The sequence below is a fragment of the Streptomyces sp. SudanB25_2051 genome (assembly GCF_964272635.1).
Classification (GTDB): Bacteria; Actinomycetota; Actinomycetes; order Streptomycetales; family Streptomycetaceae; genus Streptomyces.
Window position 1 is genome coordinate 138183 of sequence record NZ_OZ186787.1, and the last position, 18648, is coordinate 156830.

The 18648-nt window shown below is 73.9% G+C and carries 15 protein-coding genes; 7 read left to right on the forward strand and 8 right to left on the reverse strand.

Features of this window, described 5'->3' with window-relative positions; genetic code table 11:
• Positions 1-135: 135 nt before the first annotated feature.
• Both ACSUPT_RS00655 and ACSUPT_RS00660 read right to left on the reverse strand, forming a co-directional pair.
• Positions 136-2682, reverse strand: a complete 2547-nt coding sequence (locus ACSUPT_RS00655; protein ID WP_436943168.1) for a SpoIIE family protein phosphatase — start codon at positions 2680-2682, stop codon at positions 136-138.
• Complete coding sequence (locus tag ACSUPT_RS00660; RefSeq protein WP_436943170.1) at positions 2679-7022, reverse strand: HAMP domain-containing protein; 4344 nt, start codon at positions 7020-7022, stop codon at positions 2679-2681. The genes ACSUPT_RS00655 and ACSUPT_RS00660 overlap by 4 nt, the downstream gene beginning before the upstream one ends.
• A gap of 470 nt (positions 7023-7492) precedes the next feature.
• Between ACSUPT_RS00660 and ACSUPT_RS00665 the strand changes: the two genes are divergently transcribed.
• Together ACSUPT_RS00665 and ACSUPT_RS00670 are read left to right on the forward strand one after the other, a co-directional pair.
• Entirely contained in the window at positions 7493-8002 is a 510-nt protein-coding gene (locus tag ACSUPT_RS00665; RefSeq protein WP_351965195.1) for a MarR family winged helix-turn-helix transcriptional regulator, read from the forward strand.
• 192 nt (positions 8003-8194) lie between these two features.
• Complete coding sequence (locus tag ACSUPT_RS00670) at positions 8195-8635, forward strand: GNAT family N-acetyltransferase (protein ID WP_351965196.1); 441 nt, start codon at positions 8195-8197, stop codon at positions 8633-8635.
• Between the two features lie 194 nt (positions 8636-8829).
• Here the strand turns inward: ACSUPT_RS00670 and ACSUPT_RS00675 are convergent, their stop codons facing one another.
• Positions 8830-9033: a hypothetical protein gene (locus ACSUPT_RS00675; protein WP_351965197.1), complete on the reverse strand. Its 204-nt coding sequence runs from the start codon at positions 9031-9033 to the stop codon at positions 8830-8832.
• 182 nt (positions 9034-9215) lie between these two features.
• On the reverse strand, positions 9216-9803 hold the full coding sequence (locus tag ACSUPT_RS00680; RefSeq protein WP_351965198.1) for a TIGR03086 family metal-binding protein: 588 nt from the start codon (positions 9801-9803) through the stop codon (positions 9216-9218).
• Between the two features lie 88 nt (positions 9804-9891).
• Between ACSUPT_RS00680 and ACSUPT_RS00685 the strand changes: the two genes are divergently transcribed.
• Together ACSUPT_RS00685 and ACSUPT_RS00690 are read left to right on the forward strand one after the other, a co-directional pair.
• Positions 9892-10905, forward strand: coding sequence for a DUF6597 domain-containing transcriptional factor (locus ACSUPT_RS00685; protein ID WP_436943171.1), 1014 nt, complete (start codon positions 9892-9894; stop codon positions 10903-10905).
• Positions 10906-11049: 144 nt separating this feature from the next.
• Positions 11050-11721 carry an HNH endonuclease gene (locus tag ACSUPT_RS00690; RefSeq protein ID WP_351965200.1) on the forward strand — a complete coding sequence of 224 codons (672 nt, stop codon included), beginning with the start codon at positions 11050-11052 and terminating at the stop codon, positions 11719-11721.
• A gap of 266 nt (positions 11722-11987) precedes the next feature.
• On the opposite strand, the gene ACSUPT_RS00695 is transcribed toward ACSUPT_RS00690, so the two are convergent.
• Together ACSUPT_RS00695 and ACSUPT_RS00700 are read right to left on the reverse strand one after the other, a co-directional pair.
• Complete coding sequence (locus ACSUPT_RS00695) at positions 11988-13112, reverse strand: LLM class flavin-dependent oxidoreductase (protein WP_436943172.1); 1125 nt, start codon at positions 13110-13112, stop codon at positions 11988-11990.
• A gap of 334 nt (positions 13113-13446) precedes the next feature.
• Entirely contained in the window at positions 13447-13947 is a 501-nt protein-coding gene (locus ACSUPT_RS00700; RefSeq protein WP_436943173.1) for a carboxymuconolactone decarboxylase family protein, read from the reverse strand.
• A gap of 108 nt (positions 13948-14055) precedes the next feature.
• Here ACSUPT_RS00700 and ACSUPT_RS00705 point away from each other — a divergent pair, with 108 nt between their 5' ends.
• Positions 14056-15042 (forward strand): pirin family protein, encoded by a 987-nt coding sequence (locus ACSUPT_RS00705; RefSeq protein ID WP_351965203.1) that lies wholly within the window; start codon positions 14056-14058, stop codon positions 15040-15042.
• Positions 15043-15109: 67 nt separating this feature from the next.
• On the opposite strand, the gene ACSUPT_RS00710 is transcribed toward ACSUPT_RS00705, so the two are convergent.
• Positions 15110-16012 (reverse strand): metallophosphoesterase family protein, encoded by a 903-nt coding sequence (locus ACSUPT_RS00710; RefSeq protein WP_436943175.1) that lies wholly within the window; start codon positions 16010-16012, stop codon positions 15110-15112.
• A 567-nt stretch (positions 16013-16579) separates the two neighbouring features.
• On the opposite strand from ACSUPT_RS00710, the gene ACSUPT_RS00715 reads away from it, so the two are divergent.
• On the forward strand, positions 16580-16951 hold the full coding sequence (locus tag ACSUPT_RS00715; RefSeq protein ID WP_361656889.1) for a GNAT family N-acetyltransferase: 372 nt from the start codon (positions 16580-16582) through the stop codon (positions 16949-16951).
• A 123-nt stretch (positions 16952-17074) separates the two neighbouring features.
• Here ACSUPT_RS00715 and ACSUPT_RS00720 read toward each other — a convergent pair whose 3' ends face one another.
• Positions 17075-17689 carry an FMN reductase gene (locus ACSUPT_RS00720; protein WP_365729218.1) on the reverse strand — a complete coding sequence of 205 codons (615 nt, stop codon included), beginning with the start codon at positions 17687-17689 and terminating at the stop codon, positions 17075-17077.
• Positions 17690-18000: 311 nt separating this feature from the next.
• On the opposite strand from ACSUPT_RS00720, the gene ACSUPT_RS00725 reads away from it, so the two are divergent.
• Positions 18001-18501 (forward strand): metallophosphoesterase family protein, encoded by a 501-nt coding sequence (locus ACSUPT_RS00725; protein WP_351965207.1) that lies wholly within the window; start codon positions 18001-18003, stop codon positions 18499-18501.
• The last annotated feature ends 147 nt before the right edge of the window (positions 18502-18648 follow it).

Consider the following 18648-nt stretch of genomic DNA (forward strand, 5'->3'; position numbering starts at 1 on the left):
GCCACCAGCGGTTTGGCCGGGCCCCTCCCCTGACGCGGGGTGGTTGCGGTGCGTGGGCTTCGGGCACCGGTCCAGGGCGGACCGGTCCGGGGCGGACCAGGGCCCGGGGGTCCAGGGCCCGCCCCGTCGCGGCTGCTACTCGATGTGGATGCCGATCAGGCAGGTGTCGTCGTCCGTGTCCGACCGGCTGTGCGTGAGCAGTCGGTCCAGGCGGTGTCCGAGGGACGGAGCCGGGCCGCGTGCCGTGGTCAGGAGCTGGGTGAGCGAGTCCTGCACGGCCGTGTCGCGTCGCTCGACCAGGCCGTCGGTGTACATCAGCAGCGAGTCGCCCGGCTCCAGGGTGACCTCGGCCTCCTCGTACTCCGCCTCCGCGAGCGCGCCCAGGAGCAGGCCCTGCGGCATGGGAAGCGGCTCGGCCTCCTCCGCGCGCACCAGCACCGGCGGCAGGTGACCGGCCCTGGCCCAGCGCAGGACGCGCGTCACCGGGTCGTACACCCCGCACACGGCGGTGGCGGTGACCTGCTCGGTGAGGTGGTGGGCCACCATGTTGAGCCAGGCCAGCAGTTGGGCGGGCCCCGCGCCGGTGACGGCGAGGCCGCGCATGGCGTTGCGGAGGACCACCATGCCCGTGGCCGCCTCTATGCCGTGACCGGCGACGTCGCCGACGCACAGGAGGATCTGCTTGGAGGGCAGCACGACCGTGTCGTACCAGTCGCCGCCGACGAGCGACTCGGACTCGGCGGGCCGGTAGCGGACGGCGACGTCGAGGCCGGGCGCGTTGAGCGGGGACCGGGTGGGCGGCATGATCGCGTGCTGCAGCTGGAGGGCCAGCCGGTTGCGTTCGGCGGCCTCCTGCTCGGTCTGGGCGAGCTGGTCGCGGGTCGCGGCGAGCGCCACCTCGGTCCAGTGCTGCGACGAGATGTCCTGGTAGGCGCCGCGCACCGCGACGAGGCGGCCGTCGGTGTCGAGCACGGGCTCCGCGATGACCCGGATGTGCCGGGTCACGCCGTCGGGCCGGCTGAGCCGGAACGCGACCGTGTCGGAACGGCCGTGGTGCAGCACGCCGCGCAGGAACCGGCCGATGGCGACCCCGTCGTCCGGGTGGGCGTACGAGGCGAGGTCCTGCAGCGACACGGGGCCCTCGGTCTGCGGGCGGCCGTAGAGCGAGAACAGCTGGCCGTTCCAGGTGATCTCACCGGTCGTCAGGTTCTCCTCGAAGCCGCCGACGCGGCCCAGGCGCTGGGCGTGCTGGAGGAGGCTGGCGAGACGGGCCGCCTCGTCCTCGATGCGCCAGATGAGGAGGACCCCGGCGCCGTGCCGGCTGACGCTGATGTCGGCGAACACGGCGAGCGGCACCTGGTCGACCAGCGCCGTCAGGGTGGTGCGGCGGGCGCGGAAGGGCTCACCGGTGGCGTAGACGCGCTCGATCTTGCCGAAGAGTTCGCTCTCGCCGGCGGCCATCGGGTACGCCTCCAGCAGCAGCGCGCCGGTGACGGCGGAGCGCGGGCGGCCGGCGGGGTCCTGGAAGTGGTGGTTGACGTGGCGGATGCGGAAGTCCGCGAGCCGCCCCTCCGCGTCCAGGTGCGGGGTCAGGACCAGCGCCGGGTCGTACAGGCCGTCGGCGAGGTCCACCAGTTCGGACACGTCGGCGTACTCCCGTGACACGCCGGGCCGGTGCGCGGTGGGAGCCGGGAGGGTCTCCAGGGTGTGCGCGCACAGTTCGGCGAGCGCCTCGAGCTGCCGTACGACGGGCTGCGGCTGGGGTCCCAGCGGGGACGGCCAGCAGATCTCCAGCACGCCGTGGACGCGGCCGCCCGTGCCGGCGGGCATGGCGACGCGGCCGCCGTGGGGGAAGTCGGCGCGGCCGATGGAGGGGACGCCCGACTCGGCGAGCGAGGTGATCCGTACGGTCTCGCGGTCGTCGAGGGCCCGCCGGGCGACGGTGGCCACGCCCGGCGGCACATACCACCAGCGGCCGGCCTCCTCGGCGTTGAACCCGGCGTGGCCGGAGAGGGTGAGGGAGCCGTCGGCGCCGGCGGTCCACACGGCGGCGCCGGTCGCTCCGAGCGGCGCCAGGGCGTGTTCGAGCAGCGACTCGACCACCCGCTGGGTGTCCCCCGCGGCGAGGGCGGCGCTCTCCGCGGTGCGCAGCCGCACACCCACGGACACGGCGCCGTCGTCGTCGCCTGGCTTGCCGCCGGTGCGGCGGACGAAGTCGTCGACGACATCGGCGACATGGTCGCGGGCGGCCTGGTTGACGATGTCCGCCGCCAGTTCCAGCGGCGCCACACCTGCCTGCTCGGCCAGCTCGGACAGCTGCCGAGCGGCCTGCGCCGGTCCGCAGCGGAGGCGTTCGATGAGCACGCCCTTGGCGAGTTCGATGAGCGCCCGGCCGTCGGCGGCGGCCTGCGCGGCGCGGACCTCGGCCCGCAGCCGGTCCACGGTGGCGGCCAGCCGGCCCACCGCGGAGTCATGTTCGGTCCGGCCCGCGGCGGAGCCCTGGCCCGCCGGGCCGGCCACGGCGTTCCGCTCGTTCCCGGCCGCCGGGGAGAGGTCCGCGGTGGACGGGACGGCCAGTTCGGCGGCCCCGCCCGTGGCGAGGTCCGCCACGGGGCCGGCCGTGTCCGGCGCGTAGGGCGTGCCCATGGGCTCGGCGCCGCTTCGGGTATCGGGGGAGGTCATCGCGCGGACTCCGCCCCGGTGGCCCGTACGCGCATCCAGTGGCGGACGCGGGCGATCAGGTCGTGCGCGTCGACCGGCTTGGTGACGTAGTCGCTGGCGCCGGACATGATGCTCTTCTCCCGGTCGCCGGGCATCGCCTTCGCGGTGACGGCGATGACGGGCAGTGCGGCGTACTCGGGCATGCGGCGGATCTCGGCCGTCGCCGCGTACCCGTCCATCTCCGGCATCATCACGTCCATCAGGACGAGGTCGATCTCGGGGTGCTCGCGCAGTGTCTCGATGCTCTTGCGGCCGTTCTCCGCGTGCAGCACGCGCAGCCCGTGGAGCTCCAGGATGCCGCTGAGCGCGTAGAGGTTGCGGGCGTCGTCGTCGACGACGAGGACGGTACGGCCCCGCAGCGCGTCGTCCACCTCGTGGAGCGGCTCCTGGGCGGCGGCGGCCACGTCCTCCGTGCGGACGAGCGGCACGACCACGTTGCCGGGCTGCTCGGCGGACAGGTGCAGGGCGATGCGCTCGCGCAGCTCGTCCAGGCTGGACAGGACCTCCAGCGGGCGCCGGGCGGCGCGCTGCCGCAGGGCCTGCTCCTGGTCGTTGTCGTGGCGGCGGCCGGTGTGGGCCAGTACGGGCACGGTGCGCAGCGCCGCGTCGCCGTCCATGGCGTCGAGGAACCGCAGGGCCTCGCCGTCCGCCATGTCGAGCTCCAGCACGACGCAGTGGAACGGCTCGGTGGCGAGGGCGGCGGCGGCCTCCTGGGCGCCGACGGCGGCGATGACCTCCAGGTCCACCCCGTCACCGGGGTGCCCGTCCCCGCCGCCGACCTCGGCGACGGCGCTCTCGGCGACGAGGGACAGCAGGCCGCGCGGCCGCTCCTCTATCACCAGCAGGCGGCGTGTGGGCCGGGGGCGCGGCGCGGCGGCGATCGCCCGCCGGGTCCCGCCCGCGGGCTCCTCGGAGGGCTCGCTGTCCAGGGCGGCGGCGTCCTTCGGGGCGTGGCCCGGTTCGGCGCTGAAGTCCGTGCGGGCGACCGGGAGGTACAGGGTGAAGGTGCTGCCCTGGCCGGGGAGGCTCTCCGCGGTGATGGCGCCGCCGAGGAGGTGGGCGATCTCCCGGCTGATGGACAGGCCCAGGCCGGTGCCGCCGTACTTGCGGCTCGTGGTGCCGTCGGCCTGCTGGAACGCGCCGAAGATGCTCTCCAGCTGCTCTTCCGCGATGCCGATGCCGGTGTCCTTCACCCGGAAGGCGGCGACGGGGCCGTCGTTCCGCGCGACCGTGGCGGGGACCTCGCCCGCGGGGACCGGTTCGATGAGCAGCTCGACGCGGCCGTGCTCGGTGAACTTCACCGCGTTCGACAGCAGGTTGCGCAGGACCTGGCGCAGCCGGGAGTCGTCGGTGAGGAGGTCGGTGGGCACACCGGGCGCGGTGGTGATGGCGAAGTCGAGGCCCTTCTGCGTGGTCATGGGCCGGAAGGTGGCCTCGACGTAGTCGAGGAGGCCGCGCAGCGGGACCCGCTCGGGGTTGATGTCCATCTTGCCCGCCTCGACCTTGGACAGGTCGAGGATGTCGTTGATCAGCTGGAGGAGGTCGGAGCCCGCGGAGTGGATGATGCCCGCGTACTCGACCTGCTTGGGCGTCAGGTTGCGGGTGGGGTTCTGGGCGAGCAGCTGGGCGAGGATGAGCAGGCTGTTGAGCGGGGTGCGCAGCTCATGGCTCATGTTGGCCAGGAACTCCGACTTGTACTTCGACGCGAGGGACAGCTGCTGGGCCCGCGCCTCCAGCTCCTGGCGGGCCTGCTCGATCTCCAGGTTCTTGCGCTCGATGTCGCGGTTGCGGTCGGCGAGCAGGGCCGCCTTCTCCTCCAGCTCGGCGTTGGACCGCTGGAGCTCCTCCTGCTGGACCTGGAGCTCCTCGGAGCGCGCCTGGAGCTCGGCGGTCAGCCGCTGGGACTCCTCCAGCAGCTCGTCGGTGCGGGCGTTGGCGACGATGGTGTTCACATTGACGCCGAGCATCTCCATGAGCTGCTCGAGGAAGTCCCGCTGGACGCCGGTGAAGGGGGTGAAGGAGGCCAGCTCGATGACGCCGAGCACCTGCTCCTCCACCATGATCGGCAGGACGATGATGCTGCCGGGCGTCATCTCGCCCAGGCCGCTGGTGATGCTGATGTACTGGCCGGGCACGCCGTCGGCGGCGATGGTGCGCCGGCTCAGCGCCGCCTGGCCGACGAGTGCCTCGCCCAGGCGGAAGCAGTCGGGCAGCTTGTCGCCGACGGGGCGGCCGTACGAGCCGACCAGCCGCAGCTCGGTGCCGTCCGCCGTCTCCTCGGCCAGGTAGAAGGCGCCGTACTGGGCGGAGACGAGCGGGGTGAGCTCCTGCATGACCATGCCGGCCACGGTCGGCAGGTCGCGGTGGCCCTGCATCAGCCCGGTGATGTGGGCGAGGCTCGTCTTGAGCCAGTCCTGCTCCTCGTTGGCGCGGGTCGTCTCGCGCAGGGACCCCACCATCGCGTTGATGTTGTCCTTGAGCTGGGCGACCTCGCCGGACGCCTCGACGGTGATGGAGCGCGTGAGGTCGCCCTCGGCGACGGCGCTGGCCACTTCCGCGATGGCGCGGACCTGTCGGGTGAGGTTGCCGGCGAGCTCGTTGACGTTCTCGGTGAGGCGCTTCCAGGTGCCGGAGACGCCCTCCACCTCGGCCTGGCCGCCGAGCCGGCCCTCGCTGCCGACCTCGCGGGCGACGCGGGTGACCTCGGCGGCGAAGGAGGACAGCTGGTCGACCATCGTGTTGATGGTCGTCTTCAGTTCGAGGATCTCGCCGCGCGCGTCGACGTCGATCTTCTTCGACAGGTCGCCGTTGGCGACGGCGGTGGTGACGAGGGCGATGTTGCGGACCTGGCCGGTCAGGTTGTTCGCCATCGAGTTGACGTTGTCGGTGAGGTCCTTCCAGGTGCCCGCGACGTTGGGCACGCGGGCCTGGCCGCCGAGCATCCCCTCGGTGCCCACCTCGCGGGCGACGCGGGTCACCTCGTCGGCGAACGCCGAGAGGGTGTCGACCATCGTGTTGATGACCCCGGCCAGCGCGGCGACCTCGCCCTTGGCCTCGACGGTGATCTTCTGCGAGAGGTCGCCCTTGGCGACGGCGGTCGCGACCTGCGCGATGGACCGCACCTGCCCGGTGAGGTTGGACGCCATCACGTTGACGTTGTCCGTGAGGTCCTTCCAGGTGCCGGAGACGCCCCGTACGGTCGCCTGGCCGCCGAGGTTGCCCTCGGTGCCGACCTCGCGGGCGACGCGGGTCACCTCGTCGGCGAAGGCGGAGAGCTGGTCGACCATCGTGTTGATGGTCTCCTTGAGGGCGAGGATCTCGCCGCGGGCGTCCACGCGGATCTTCTGCGACAGGTCACCGCGCGCGACGGCGGTGGTGACCTCGGCGATGGAGCGCACCTGGGCGGTGAGGTTGTCCGCCATGACGTTGACGGACTCGGTGAGGTCCTTCCACGTGCCGGAGACGCCCTTGACGTCGGCCTGACCGCCGAGCCGGCCCTCCGTACCCACCTCACGGGCGACGCGCGTCACCTCGTCCGCGAACGCCGAGAGCTGATCCACCATCGTGTTGATGGTGTTCTTCAGCTCCAGGATCTCGCCCCGCGCGTCCACGTCGATCTTCTGCGACAGATCGCCCTTGGCGACCGCCGTCGCCACCTGCGCGATGGACCGCACCTGCGCGGTGAGGTTGCCGGCCATGAAGTTCACCGAGTCGGTCAGGTCGCGCCAGGTGCCGGAGACGCCCTTGACGTCCGCCTGACCGCCCAGCCGACCCTCCGTACCCACCTCACGGGCGACGCGCGTCACCTCGTCCGCGAACGCCGAGAGCTGATCCACCATCGTGTTGATGGTGTTCTTCAGCTCCAGGATCTCGCCCCGCGCGTCCACGTCGATCTTCTGCGACAGATCGCCCTTGGCGACCGCCGTCGCCACCTGCGCGATGTCGCGGACCTGGGTGGTGAGGTTGCCGGCCATGGCGTTGACGGAGTCCGTCAGGTCGGCCCAGGTGCCGGAGACGCCGGGCACGACGGCCTGGCCGCCGAGCGTTCCCTCCGTGCCGACCTCGCGGGCGACGCGCGTCACCTCGGAGGTGAACAGGGACAGCTGGTCGACCATGCCGTTGAAGACGGTGGCGATCTCGCCGAGGAGGCCGTCCGCGCCCTCGGGCAGGCGCGTGCCGAAGTCCCCGTCCCGTACCGCCGTCAGACCGGCCAGCAGCTTGCGCAGCTCCTGTTCGCCGACCGCGCCCGTCTGACGCTTGCGCGGGCGCGCAGGGCGGGGATTCTCGACCGTGTCAGTCATGACCATCCTCGTGAGCGCTGGCCGTGGTACGCGGAAGGCCCCGCGAACCATTGTCATGCGGCAAATGTCGCCAGCCTACCGTGTTCACCATGCGTGCTGGGAACGGACGGGTCGGCCGTACGACAGCCTCTCGCGCGGAAAACGATCAAACCCCCGAAATGACTCCCGAGACTGCGGGCGGACTGCCGGGGCGCGTGCCCGCGCGGGCCGGACACGGGCCCGGCAGGGAGCGTGCGGTCCGGGCACGGGTCGGGGGCGGCTGGGCGCGGGCCGGACGCGGGCCCGGCGGGCCGCCTCCACGCCGGTGCGGGGCCGTGTCCTTGGGCGGGCAAATGGCGGAAAGATAAGGTTGCTCCGCGGGCAAGCGCCCCGTCGTCGATGGTGCGCCGCGCGCGCAGTGCGTTTCCTCCTGGGCATTGCGGTGCGGGGCCGGCGCCGTGAGCCGACTACGTGTGATCGGGAGTGCACTGATGGACGCCAATCCCACATCATCCGCGCACGGGTCCAGCGAGGCCGCCGCCCGGGCGGCGGGCGAGGTCATCGAACTGCTGGAGATCCTCTGGGAGCACGGCCGGGAAATGGTGTCACCGGCTCCCGTCTCGGCGACCCAGCTGAGGGTGCTGTACGCGCTGGAGCGCGAGGACGGGATCAATCTCCGCACGCTCAGCGAACTGCTCGGGTCGGCGCCCTCGTCGGTGAGCCGCCTGTGCGACCGGCTGGAGGCGCTGGGCTTCGTCGAGCGGTTCCCCAGCTCGGTCAGCCGCCGGGAGCTGGAGCTGCGGCTGACGAATCCGGCCAAGGCGTACCTCGGGGATCTGCGGGTCCGCCGCGAGGAGGTCCTCACGGCGTCCATCGCCGCCATGCCGCCGTCGGCGCGCGCCTCGCTGCTGGAGGGACTGCGCGGTTTCCGCACCTCGCTGGAGAGCGTCCAGCCGGTACGCCCGCGGCACCCGGCGCTGACGGACGCGGAGTCCGCCTGATCCCTGCCCTGATCCGGCGGCGAACCGGTCCGGTCGGCCGCGGCCCCGTGGCGCGGGACCCGGGCGGGCGCGGACGGGAGGGCGGGAGGGTGTGCGGGCACGGGGGCCTGCCAGGGCGGGCCTCCGGGTGCGGGCGCGCCCCGCTGGGATTCCCCGTGGCCACCGGCTCGGGCGCGTGCCATGCTCTGGCGCATGACTCATGATCATTCGGAGGCCGGGCTGAGCGTCGGCCATCAGGACCGCGACCTCGCCGAGCGGCTGTCGCAGGGACTCGACGCGGTCAACTTCCCGGCGACCGGCACCACCGCCGCCGACCAGGGGAGCCTGTCGGTCAAGGCCGTGGACGAGGCGGGGGAACTGATCGGCGGGCTCACCGCCTGGACCTGGGGCGGCCTGCTCGGCATCGACATGCTGTGGGTGCGCGAGGACAGCCGGCACGGCGGCTGGGGCAGCCGGCTGCTGCGGGCCGCCGAGGAGGAGGCGCGGCGGCGCGGCTGCGACCGCGCGTGCGTGTCGTCGTTCACCTTCCAGGCCCCGGAGTTCTACCAGCGCCACGGGTACGTCGAGACGGGACGGACGCTCGGGATACCCGGCGGCGCGGAGGACGTCCACATGTACAAGCCGCTGACGTAGCCCCCGGCACGGGGTCCGGTCCGCGCGGCCGGACCGACCACCTCAGGGGCTCCTGGGGCGGCCGGCCGGCGGGGGGGGAGGTCCGGCCAGGGGCCGGGACGGTCCGGGCAGGGCCCGGGAGCGGTGCGGGCAGGGCCCGGGGACGGTCCCGTCAGGGCCCGGGAGCGGTCCGCGTACCGGGTGGGAGGGGACGGTCAGCGGGCCGCGCGTTCCGCCGCGGCGTGCCACCAGCCGGGCGGCGAGGGTCCGGTGACCCGTGCGGTCGGCTGCTCCGGGTGGAGGCCGAGCCGGCGCAGCGCGTCGGGGTGTACACGGACGTCGAACCAGCCGTGCCAGTGCCCGTCAGGGCCGATGCCGCAGGCCAGCCCCACGGTGATCTCGTGCGGGGCGAAGGGCATCCAGTCGATGCCGCGGTCGCGCAGTCAAGCGCGCGTCGCCGCCATCGGGTGGGGGCGGCCCGGCAGGTTCTCGTACGCCGCGACGGTGATCCAGTCGGTGTGCGGTGTCTCCATGCCGCCATGATGCCGGGCAACGCGGCGGGTGGCCAGGGCCGTCCCGCCCGCGCGGCCCGGCAGCCGGCTCACGCGGGGCGCGTCCAGGCCGGGTCGCGGCCGGTCAGGGCGAGCAGCCGCTCCCAGGGGGACGCCCCCGCGCCCGCGTCGGGCAGCGGATGCTCCGGCCCGAACGCGCCCATGGCCCGGCCGGTCGGCGCGAGCTGCTGGAACGCCTCCAGCACATCGTCGACCACGGCCGGGTCGGGGGCGTACTCCTGGCCGGTGGCGCGGGCGAGGTCCCAGGCGTGGATGACCAGGTCGCCGAGGACCATCCGCCCGACCACGCCCGCGGGCAGGCCCATCGCTCCGGTCGTCCCCTCCTCCGCGCCGGGCGCGCCCCACGCGTCCACCAGCGCGGCGGTCTCGGCCGTGAGGACGTCCCGCCAGCCGGGGCGCAGGCACACGTCCTCGGCCTCGGCGGAGAAGTCGACGTCCCGCTTCGCCGCCAGTGACTGGAAGTTGACCACGACCTGGTGGAGGTGCGCGAGCAGCCGGCGCACGTCGTACTCACCGCACGGCGTGGGGGCGGACAGGGCCTCGTCCGGGATGGCGCGGACGACGGGCAGGGACCGCTCGGCCGCCGTGCGGAGCAGTTCGCTGAGTGGTTTCGTCATGGCCCCGACCGTAACGAAGGGCACTGGCGGGGATCTTGAAGAAACGCGACACCCCTCACACGGGACGCGTCGCCTTACCATCGGCCGCATGGCCGGGACGCGTCGGGACACGAGGGGGATCGTCGAGGCCCGTGAGCTGCTGGCGCGGGTGCGGTTCCGGAGGCGGGAGCCCGCGGAGGGGCTGCGGCCGTTCCTGGAGCACTACTGGCTGATCGACTGGGACCTGGCCGAGCCGTACGCGACGCATGTGGTGCCGCATCCGTCGGTGAACCTGGTCTTCCAGCGGTACGGCGACGAGGCCGCGTGGGGCGAGGTGGCCGGGGTGGGCCTGGAGCTGTTCACGCAGAAGCTGGAGGGCCGGGGCCGGGTGTGCGGCGTGCAGTTCCGGCCGGGTGGCTTCCGGCCGTTCGCGCCCGGCAGGCCGGCCGGGTACTGGACGGGGCGGCGGGTCCCGCTGGCGGAGGCGTACGCGGACCTGGGCCCTGGCCCGGGCGGGGCGGCCCTACGCGGGGCCGCGACGGCGTACGGCGGGAGCGGGCCCAGGAGCGCGGGAGGCGCCGGGGGCCGCGCCCGCGCCGCGCTCGGCGCCGTGGGCGGGACCGCCGGGCGCGGCGGCAGCGGGTCCGGTGGGCAGGAGGGCCGGGCGCGGCGATGCGCCTCGGACCTGGCGGAGGCGGTCCTGGCGGCGGGTGACGACGGCGCGGTGGCCGCGCTGGACGCGTTCCTGCTGGGCCTCGCGCCGCGGCTCACCCCGGGGGCGGCGCGGGCCATGGCGCTGGTGGAGCGGGTCCGTACCGACCGCACGATCCGGCGCGTGTCCCAACTGGCCGAGCTGGAGGGGGTGTCGGCGCGGTCGCTGCAGCGGCTGTTCGCGGCGCACGTGGGGGTGAGCCCGAAGTGGGTGGTGCTGCGCTACCGGGTGCACGAGGCTCTGGAGCGCGCCGAGTCGGCCGGGCGGGCGCCTGACTGGGCGCTGCTGGCGGCCGAGCTCGGCTACAGCGACCAGGCGCATCTGAGCCGGGACTTCACGGCCGCGGTGGGGGTGCCGCCCGGGGCGTACGCGCGGCGCGGGCGCGGCGGGCCGGCTGCGGGGCCGCGCTGACACGGGCCGCGGTTCCCTCTCACCGGTGTGGGTGAGGGGCGTCATCCGGCGCGGAACGTTTCGCCGGGCCCGCGGGTCATGCGTACGGGTGGCACGGCGACGGTTTCCGGCGGGGCGGCGCGGGGCGTGCCGTAGGCAGGGCGCATGGTCACCTGGATTCCGCGCGGCCTGACCGCGCTCGCTCTGATCGCCGTTTCCCTCCTCTCCCCCGCGGCCGGGCCGGCGCGGGCGTCGGAGGTGGTGCTGCTGCCCGACGCGCTCGGGCAGTTCACCGTGGAGGCCGAGGTCCGCGACGGCTACACCCCCGGCGCGTTCCCGCACTGGAACGCGGGGCTGGACCCCGACGACGGCTGCGACACGCGCGGCGAGGTACTCCTCGCCGAGGCCGTCGAGGCGCCGGCCGTCGGAGCCGGGTGCGCGATCCGCGGCGGGGCTTGGGTGTCGTACTACGACGGGCAGAAGGTCGGCGATGCCGCCGCCCTGGAGGTCGACTTCCTGGTGCCGCCGGCCGAGGCGTGGGACTCCGGCGCCCGGAACTGGAGCGCGGCGCGCCGTGAGGCGTACGCGAACGACCAGGGCGCCGAGGCGTCCCTGGTCGCCGTCACCGCGCGCGCCCGCCGCGCCAAGGCCGACCAGGATCCGGCGGACTGGCTGCCGACCGCGCAGGGCCAGTACTGCCGCTATCTGTCCGAGTGGATCGCGACGAAGCTGCGCTGGGGGCTGTCGGTGGACGAGGTGGAGCTGGAGACGCTGAAGACGTTCGCCGACGGGCCCTGCGAGGAGACGGTCATCGTCTACACCCCGGCGACGGCCTGACCCCGGCCCCGGTCGCGCGCCGGCGGTTCAGGCCGCCGGCGCGGAGGATCCCGCCGTGCGGGCCGAGGACCCGCCGGCCCGGCACGGGACCGTGCCGCGGGGCGCCCGACCGTCGACGCACGTCCGGTGCCGGGCGGAGGTCTCGCGGCGGGCACGGTGTTCGACGCCCGGCCGGCTCCGCCGAACCGACGCATCGAGGCGTCGGCAGGCCCCGCACTGCCCGCGCAGGTGGGACCGCGTGGGGTGTCGGGGCCTGCTGCGGTCGCTCAGCCGGCCCGGCCGGCGGGCTCGGCCTCCGGGGCGCTGCCGGTGGCGGCCTCGCGGGCGGCGGTGACGGCCGGGTGGACCGGAGCGCTCTCCGGGACGCCCGGCGGGCGCATGCTCGCGAACTCCTTGCGCAGCACCGGCACGACCTCCTCGCCGAGGATGTCGAGCTGTTCGAGGACCGTCTTCAGCGGCAGTCCCGCGTGGTCCATCAGGAACAGCTGGCGCTGGTAGTCGCCGACCGCGTCGCGGAAGCCCAGGGTGCGTTCGATGACCTGCTGCGGGGAGCCGACGGTGAGCGGGGTCTGCTCGGTGAACTCCTCCAGCGACGGGCCGTGGCCGTACACGGGCGCGTTGTCGAAGTAGGGGCGGAACTCGCGTACGGCGTCCTGGGAGTTCTTGCGCATGTAGACCTGGCCGCCCAGACCGACGATGGCCTGCTCGGGGGTGCCGTGGCCGTAGTGGGCGTACCGCTTCCGGTAGAGGGCGACCATCTGCCGGGTGTGGGACATGGGCCAGAAGATGTTGTTGTGGAAGAAGCCGTCGCCGTAGTACGCGGCCTGCTCCGCGATCTCCGGCGAGCGGATCGAACCGTGCCACACGAACGGCGGGACGCCGTCCAGCGGGCGCGGGGTGGAGGTGAAGCCCTGCAGCGGTGTGCGGAAGGTGCCCTCCCAGTCCACCACGTCCTCCCGCCACAGCTTGTGCAGCAGCGCGTAGTTCTCGACGGCCAGCGGGATGCCCTGGCGGATGTCCTTGCCGAACCAGGGGTAGACCGGTCCGGTGTTGCCGCGCCCCATCATCAGGTCGACGCGGCCGTCGGCGATGTGCTGGAGGTACGCGTAGTCCTCGGCGATCTTCACCGGGTCGTTGGTGGTGATCAGCGTCGTCGAGGTCGACAGGGTGATGCGGTCGGTGACGGCCGCGAGGTATCCGAGGAGGGTGGTCGGCGAGGACGGCACGAAGGGCGGGTTGTGGTGCTCACCGGTCGCGAACACGTCGAGGCCCACTTCCTCGGCCTTGCGGGCGATGGCGATCGTGGCCTTGATCCGCTCGTGTTCGGTGGGGGTGCGCCCGTTGGTCGGGTCGGTCGTCACGTCGCCGACCGTGAAGATGCCGAACTGCATGGTGGACCACTTCCTCTTAGTTAAGCATTCAACTACCCGGCTCAACGGTACGGCTCCCCCGCCGATTCCCCGCCCGTCCACGCAGGTCATGGCGGCCCCGGCCACCCGCCCGGCCGCCCCGCGGGCAGCACCACACTCCAGCCTGGCAGGCCCCCGTGGCCGCGGCACGTCGACGCCGGGGGGGTGCGCGCCACACCCGGGGGCGGGTCGCGGCCGCGGGCCCGCGGTCACACCCCGGGGACGCCCCGCGCGGAGGCCGAGGGGCCGGGGCGGGGTCACGGCGCCGCCGCCGGGTTCACGCCGGGCGGGGAGGGGTCATGGCGCCGGGGCGGGGTCACGCCGTGTCGGGCGCCGGGAGTCGCACGGGGTGCTTGCTCATCACGGAGAGGCGGTTGAAGGCGTTGATGGTGATCGCCGCCCAGATCGCGGCGGAGATCTCGTCCTCCGTCAGTACGGCCCGCGCCTCGGCGTAGGCGGTGCTCTGCGCGGCCGCGTCCGCCGGGTGGGTGGTGGCCTCGGCCAGGGCGAGCGCGGCGCGCTCCCTGGCGGTGAACAGTTCGGTGTCCCGCCAGGCCGCCAGCACACCCAGCCGCTGCGTCGTCTCGCCCGCGCGCAGGGCGGCACGGGTGTGCAGACTGAGGCAGTAGGCGCACGCGTTGAGCTGTGACACCCTGACATTGATGAGCTCGACCAGGACCCGGTCGAGTCCCGCGCTCGCCGCGGCGGCCCGCACCGCCTCGGCCGTGGCGGTCAGCGCGCGGTACGCGGCGGGGTGCTGCTTGTCGAGGAAGACCCGCCTGCCGGTCTCCGCACCCGGCCCTGACGCCTGTGTCACTGGTACTCCTTGATCGCGTGGACGGTCATGATGGGCCTATCATCATCATGTAAATGTTGAATGTCGAACTACTATTGAGACTTTCCCGGGCGAGAGAGGGCTCCCACGGTGAGCAACACGGAAACACGCCCCGCCGAGATGACCTGCGGATCGGAGACGGCCGAGCCGGCGCGGCCCGGCGTCGAGGTCCTGACCGCGCGCGCCGTGCCGCTCGGCGGTCCGCGCGCGATGACCGTGCGACGCACGCTGCCCCAGCGGGCGCGGACGCTCATCGGGGCGTGGTGCTTCGCCGACCACTACGGCCCCGACGACGTGTCGCTGACCGGCGGCATGGATGTCGCCCCGCACCCGCACACCGGCCTCCAGACGGTGAGCTGGCTGTTCAGCGGCGAGATCGAGCACCGCGACAGCCTCGGCAGCCACGCCTTCGTGCGGCCGGGTGAACTGAACCTGATGACGGGCGGCCACGGCATCTGCCACTCGGAGGTCTCCACGCCCCGGACGTCGCTGCTGCACGGTGTGCAGCTGTGGGTGGCACTCCCCGAGGAGCACCGGGGCGCGGCACGCGACTTCCAGCACCATGTTCCCGAGCCGGTGCGGCTCGACGGCGGTGAGGCACGGGTCTTCCTCGGCTCGCTGGCGGGCGCCACCTCGCCGGTACGGACGTTCACTCCGCTGCTGGGCGCCGAACTGTCCCTGGCGCCGGGCGCCTCGGTCACCTTGGACGTGGACCCCGGCTTCGAGCACGGCGTCCTGGTCGACGCGGGCGACATCCACGTCGACGGCACGCCCCTGCGGCCGACCGAGCTGGGCTACGCGACACCGGGCCGTACGACGCTGACCCTCGAGAACGACGCGGCCGGCCCCGCACGGCTCGTCCTGCTGGGCGGCCCGCCGTTCGGCGAGGAGATCGTCATGTGGTGGAACTTCATCGGCCGCACCCACGACGACATCGCCGAGGCGCGCCGGGACTGGGAGAACGCGTCGGACCGGTTCGGCGCGGTCGTGGGCTACGACGGCGACCGGCTGCCGGCGCCGACGCTGCCCTCCGTACCCCTGAAGCCACGCAGGACACCCACCGGCCTGGACCGCTGACCCGCAGCGCGAGCACGGAAGCCCGCATCGCCCCTCCCGCCGCCATGGGGCTCGGCCGGGCGTTCGGTCATCTGGCGTCCGTCGGGGTCGCGGAGGCTGCGAGCTGGATGCGGACCGGCCGGCCGGGCGGCGTGGTGCGGCGGCGCCACTCGCGGGGGTAGCCGAGCGACACCTCCTCGAACGGCACTCCGTCCTTGTGGATGGTCCGCGGTATGTGGAGGTGCCCGTAGACGACGGCGGCGGCGCGGAACCGGCGGTGCCAGTCGGCGGTCGCCTCGGTGCCGCACCACAGGGCGAACTCCGGCCACCACAGCACCTCGGTGGGGTCCCGCACCAGCGGGAAGTGGTTGACGAGCACGGTGCGGGCGTCCGACGGGAGCGCCGCCAGGCGTTCCTCGGTGAGCGCGAGGCGCGCCCGGCACCAGTCCTCGCGGCCGGCGTACGGGTCGGGGTGGAGCAGGAACTCGTCGGTGCACACCACGCCCGCCGCCTCGGCCCGTTCGAGCGCGGCCTCCTTGGAGGTCACACCCGGCGGCCGGAAGGTGTAGTCGTACAACAGGAACAACGGGGCGATCACCAGGGGCCCGCCGTCCCCCTCCCACACCGGATACGGGTCCTCCGGGGTGACGACGCCCAGGGACCGGCAGATGTCCACCAGGTGCTGGTAGCGCTGTTCGCCCCGGAGCTGAACGGGGTCGTGGCGCGGGGTCCACAGTTCATGGTTGCCGGGCGCCCAGACGACTTTCGCGAACCGCTCGGCGAGCAGTCCCAACGCCCAGGCGACGTCGTCCACGACCTCGCCGACGTCACCGGCGACGAGCAGCCAGTCGTCGTCGGACTCGGCGCGCAGGCCCTCCACGATCCGCCGGTTCTCCTGATAGTGGATGTGCAGGTCGCTGATGGCGACGAGGGCGCCCGATCCCGCCCGCCGTCCGGACGGCCGGACAGGGCCGCGCCACTCGTACGTCATGCGTGTCGTCCTTCAGTCGTCCGCGCGGAGGGTGAGGAGTCGCATGACCGTCCCCGCGGTACGCGGCGACGATCACCTCGAAATCTACCGTGACCGCCTGCTGTCGCGCCGCGGTTCCGCCAGGGTCCACGGGGTGGGGCCGCCGCCGGTGGCCCACCCCGGGTCCTGAGCGGAGCTCGCACCTTTCGGCGAGGTGGCGTCCCTCCGGTACGCGGGGTGAGTGCTGCACGGCCCGGTACGCGGGGTGAGGTGCTGCACGGGCCGGCACGCGGGGTGAGGTGCTGCACGGCCGGGCTGCCGGCGACGGGGCCTGCGGAGCGCCTCTGACCTGCTTGAAGGGGAGACAGCTGCTATAAAGGGGAGCTTGATCCGCCGCATCCACGACCACATCGCGGAGGCGCGCCGGGACCGGGAGGACGCCTCGGACCGGTTCGGGGCGGCCGTGGGCTCGGCGGCGACCGGCTACCGGCACCCGCCCCGCCCGATGCCGCCATCAGACCCCGCAGAACCTGCCGCCGCACCGCCACCGCGAGCACCACCACACCCTCCGACGGGAAGGACCCCGCGATGACCGAGCAGCCCGCCGGCACCCAGGCCGAGGACACCCCGACCGTGGTGCACGTCCCGGACCGGAACCGCTACGAGATCCACGTCGGCGACACCTCCGCGGGCCTCACCGCCTACCGCGACCGGGACGACCGGCGCGTCTTCTACCACACCAAGATCGATGACGCCTTCGGCGGACGTGGCCTGGCCGCGCGGCTGGTCCACGCCGCGCTGGACGATGTGCGGGCCTCCGGCAAGCGGATCGTGCCGGTGTGCCCGTACGTGAAGAAGTACCTGGAGAAGCACGAGGGCTACGCCGACATCACCGATCCCGTCACGCCCGAGGTGCTGCAGTGGCTCGACGCCCGGCTCGCCGAGGGCAGGAGCGCCTGACCGGCACCGGCGCTATCGAGGCCCGCACCGGCGTACGGGCGGTGTGCGGGGCGGTTCCTCGCCGGCGTCGCGCGGCGCTCAGGTGGGGCGTTCAGAGGGGGCTGCGCACAGGCGGGGCCGTGCTCAGGCCGAGCCGCGCAGGAGCTGCTCCATGGGTGTGAACTCCTCCTCGGCGGGGCGCCGGGCGCGGGCGCCGCAACCCTGGACCAGCCGGGCGTAGTCGGCGGCGGCGGTCCTGACGCGTTCCCGGAGCGCGCCCCCCTGCGCCTCGTCGGTGCCGAAGTCGGCGGTCGCGGCGTACACCCCGCGGGGCGAGACGATCGCGTGCAGGTACGAGAACATGGGCCGCATCGCGTGCTCCAGCACCAGCGAGTGCCGCTCGGTGCCGCCGGTGGCGGCGATCATGACCGGCATGTCGGCCAGCGTCCCCTCGGGCAGGACGTCGAAGAAGGACTTGAACAGTCCGCTGAAGGACGCGTTGAACGCCGGCGTGACCGCGATGACGCCGTCCGCCTGGTCCACCGTCCGGAAGGCCTCCTCCAGCGGCGGGGTGGGGAACCCCGACAGCATCGCGTCCATGATCGCGCGGCCCAGCGGGCGCAGTTCCACGAACGACGACTCGACGTCGTGCCCCTGGGCCTCGAGTTCCGCGCGGACCGCCACGTCGAGGCGGTTCGCGAGAAGACGGGTCGATGAGGGCTCGCGCAGGCCGCCGCTGATGATCGTCAGCTTGGTCATCGTCTCACCGGTTCCTGCCGCTCTGCCGTACGGCGCGCGGCGGTCGGCCGCCTCGCGTCCGCGGCCCGGCAGCCCGGCGGGGCGGCGTCGGGCGTCTCGCCTTCCAGCGTACGTGCGCCCCGTCCGCCCGGCAGTCCGGGCACGACCGCCCGGGGGCTCCGGGCGGGCGCGGACACGGGAGCGGGAGTCCGTTCCCGGCGCGGCGGAGTGCGGTGCGGTGACGCCCGCGCCGTGCGGGTGCGCGGTGGGGCGCGGCGGGCGCGCGGGTGCGGTGCGGGCGCCGGGGCCTGGCGGGCGATAGCGTCGGCCCGGTGGAGCTGCTGCTGATGTCCGACACGCATGTGCCGTCCCGTGCCAAGTCCCTGCCGCCGGAGGTCCTCGACCTGGTGCCCCGGGTGGACGTGGTCGTCCACGCCGGCGACTGGGTGGACACGGCCACGCTGGACCTGCTGGAGGCGCGGGCGCGGCGGCTGGTCGGGGTGTACGGCAACAACGACGGCCCCGAGCTGCGGGCCCGGCTGCCCGAGGTGGCGTACGCGGAACTGGAGGGGGTGCGGTTCGCGGTGGTGCACGAGACCGGTCCGGCGCGGGGCCGGGAGCGGCGCTGCGCGGAGCGGTTCCCCGACGTGGACGTGCTGGTTTTCGGCCACAGCCACATCCCGTGGGACTCCTCGGCCGGTGAGCTGCGGCTGCTGAACCCCGGTTCGCCGACGGACCGGCGCCGCCAGCCGCACCGGACCTGCATGACGGCGCGGGTCGCGGATGGGCGGCTCGCCGAGGTGCGCCTGCACCGACTGCCCCACCCCTCGTAGGGCGCGCCCCGCCGCACGGGGCACTCCCCCGGCGCGGCCGGACCCGGGGCCGTACCGCTGTGCCCTCCCGGCGAGTTCCGGCCGAAACCTCTGAGATCGCGGATCTTCGGCCCGCCCGCGCAACGCGCGCGCACCGGATTCCCTCTA

Coding starts and splice junctions, on each gene's coding strand:
- ACSUPT_RS00660 (WP_436943170.1), bottom strand. CDS start 7,022: ATGACTGACACGGTCGAGAATCCCCGCCCTGCGCGCCCGCGCAAGCGT.
- ACSUPT_RS00720 (WP_365729218.1), bottom strand. CDS start 17,689: ATGACCAAGCTGACGATCATCAGCGGCGGCCTGCGCGAGCCCTCATCG.
- ACSUPT_RS00685 (WP_436943171.1), top strand. CDS start 9,892: ATGGCCGGGACGCGTCGGGACACGAGGGGGATCGTCGAGGCCCGTGAG.
- ACSUPT_RS00675 (WP_351965197.1), bottom strand. CDS start 9,033: ATGCCCTTCGCCCCGCACGAGATCACCGTGGGGCTGGCCTGCGGCATC.
- ACSUPT_RS00670 (WP_351965196.1), top strand. CDS start 8,195: ATGACTCATGATCATTCGGAGGCCGGGCTGAGCGTCGGCCATCAGGAC.
- ACSUPT_RS00695 (WP_436943172.1), bottom strand. CDS start 13,112: ATGCAGTTCGGCATCTTCACGGTCGGCGACGTGACGACCGACCCGACC.
- ACSUPT_RS00690 (WP_351965200.1), top strand. CDS start 11,050: ATGGTCACCTGGATTCCGCGCGGCCTGACCGCGCTCGCTCTGATCGCC.
- ACSUPT_RS00665 (WP_351965195.1), top strand. CDS start 7,493: ATGGACGCCAATCCCACATCATCCGCGCACGGGTCCAGCGAGGCCGCC.
- ACSUPT_RS00715 (WP_361656889.1), top strand. CDS start 16,580: ATGACCGAGCAGCCCGCCGGCACCCAGGCCGAGGACACCCCGACCGTG.
- ACSUPT_RS00655 (WP_436943168.1), bottom strand. CDS start 2,682: ATGACCTCCCCCGATACCCGAAGCGGCGCCGAGCCCATGGGCACGCCC.
- ACSUPT_RS00710 (WP_436943175.1), bottom strand. CDS start 16,012: ATGACGTACGAGTGGCGCGGCCCTGTCCGGCCGTCCGGACGGCGGGCG.
- ACSUPT_RS00680 (WP_351965198.1), bottom strand. CDS start 9,803: ATGACGAAACCACTCAGCGAACTGCTCCGCACGGCGGCCGAGCGGTCC.